The following is a 2,060-nucleotide window of genomic DNA, read 5'->3' on the forward strand; positions in this document are numbered from 1 at the left end:
CAAGTGAAAATGCCTTGTTCAAATTGGTTTTTTGTGCTATAAAACAGATTACAGCAAAGTGGAATATGCCAATCCCAGATTGGGCGGTAACCGTTTCCCAGCTAGATATTTTCTTCCCTGATAGGTTGAATTTTAAACTATGATATTCTATACTGACACAGCTCAGCGAACGTTCTCAAATATTTTGTTATCGCCTTTTTTAAGTGATTATTCTTAATATCTATATTATGTTTTTGAGCTTCGGTAGAATCAATAAAGCCATAGCGATAGAATCGCGTGTTGGTCATTAAAAAAGCAAAATTGATCATTCGATGTTTTAAAAAAATTAGAGGATGGTACATTATAGCTTTTATATAAGCAGACTGCATCTCTTGCAATTTTATAGGGTCTGATGTTGAATTATAAATCCTAGTATCACCAAAGATTAATGTATCAACCCACCTTGCAGTATATTGTGCCTTGAGATTTTCAAAACTATATAAATTTTTGTCTTCTTTAACATAGTCTGGTAATAAATCATCATTATTTATGGCAACACTCACTCCAGCAACATCAAAAAATTGAGGTAATTGCTCTGAATGACCCTCTGTAGAAAAATATTTAGCAAGTGTAATATTACCATATATGATTATTACGGAAATAATACTAGTAGCTGTTATTCTTATCAAAATATTAGTTTTAAGATAAACTGACAATATAAACAAAATCAAAATTGGTGCAATAAATTTAGCTTGAAATTTAACCCCAACAATATAAAAGCAAATCAATAATAATCCAACAACCACCCAGAAAGGTGCTGTTTTTTGTCAATAAGTAAAAAAAATACAAGTAGCTATGCAGAAGAAAGTACCTAAGGCAAAAACTACATCTTTCCAAATTGTTGCAGATTGAGACAATATATTAGGCGAAAGGGCAATTACCAAATATAGATATCTATATTTATTTTGTTGATCTGCATACAGAAGTAGTAGTATTCCACCCCATAAAAATGCTAAATCTACCAATAGCATCAATTGTGGACCTTGATGGATATGATTAATTAACGACCATACTATTGACATTAAAGATGGGTGATGAGAATTATAATTTCCACTAATACTCTGCTGATATTGATCAAAACTATCAGATGACATACCACCAGGATAGGCTGATAAAAAATGAAAAACCAGTAAGATGAAACATAAAATGACAGGATAATATTTATGCCAAAATTCTGTATAAAAAATATTTTTCATAATTTAAAAATCCTTGAGATAATCTATTCTTATGGAATGGATTGCTTCAACCATTACATAGTTTCGCAATGACGTATATGCATCTCAAGCGTCATTGCGAGACCACGCAAGTAGGTCGTGGCAATCCATAAAGCTTGTCATATTGCTTCGTCACCACTAAAACATCTCCTCGCAATAACCTTTGGGTAAAAGTCTTATAAAAAATGATGGTCTATAAGCCGGATTTTGTATAGATAATATTTCTATTATTTATTGCAGTTATTTATCTAGGATAAATGTTACCATTTACCTCAAGCGATCTACCCGCACTACTTCTAGCCAGAGATGCCTAGGAACACGTAAGTTCTGTAGTGCCTATTTGATCTTGCTCTTGGTGGGGTTTACCATGCGTAGCTTGTTACCAACCTACCGGTGTGCTCTTACCACACCATTTCACCCTTACCAAACTATATTATAATTTGGCGGTATATTTTCTGCGGCACTTTCCCTAAAAGATTACTCTCCCGCTGGACGTTAACCAGCACCATATCTCTGTAGAGTCCGGACTTTCCTCGTAAATTCTAGTATAGATTTTTACGCAACTGCACGACCATCGAGGTGATTATGCTTTAATATATTTGCCTAGTCAATGATTTTTTACTAAATTTTTTTACCAGATCACTTAGTGCTAGCTAAAAAGATGCTATTATTGACTTATGCAAGAAGTATAAGATAATAAAGGTTATAAATTTATGGTAGTAAACGTCAATTCGGGATAAGGGATAAGAAAAAATAAAGGAGATATAGGAGTTGCAAGGAGTTAATGCCTGTGATAAATGTTTTTTT

At 33.0% G+C, this 2,060-nt stretch carries 2 protein-coding genes, 1 other RNA gene and 1 pseudogene; 1 reads left to right on the plus strand and 3 read right to left on the minus strand.

The genetic code is table 11. The features are described 5' to 3' along the window. A pseudogene (locus RiCNE_RS08640) lies at window positions 1–143 on the plus strand (IS256 family transposase); the annotation flags it as partial. Here RiCNE_RS08640 and RiCNE_RS06845 read toward each other — a convergent pair. The 3 genes from RiCNE_RS06845 to rnpB all read right to left on the minus strand — a co-directional run bounded on the left by RiCNE_RS06845 (window position 138) and on the right by rnpB (window position 1,832). Beyond that, entirely contained in the window at window positions 138–668 is a 531-nt protein-coding gene (locus RiCNE_RS06845) for a hypothetical protein (RefSeq protein ID WP_133062971.1), read from the minus strand. The pseudogene RiCNE_RS08640 and the gene RiCNE_RS06845 sit on opposite strands and share 6 nt — an antisense overlap. Before the next feature lie 138 nt (window positions 669–806). Then, entirely contained in the window at window positions 807–1,235 is a 429-nt protein-coding gene (locus RiCNE_RS06850; protein WP_094649810.1) for a hypothetical protein, read from the minus strand. Between the two features lie 198 nt (window positions 1,236–1,433). Beyond that, window positions 1,434–1,832: RNase P RNA component class A (gene rnpB / locus RiCNE_RS06855), an RNA gene on the minus strand. Window positions 1,833–2,060 lie beyond the last annotated feature (228 nt).

This window comes from Rickettsia endosymbiont of Culicoides newsteadi (assembly GCF_002259525.1).
Lineage (GTDB): Bacteria > Pseudomonadota > Alphaproteobacteria > Rickettsiales > Rickettsiaceae > Tisiphia.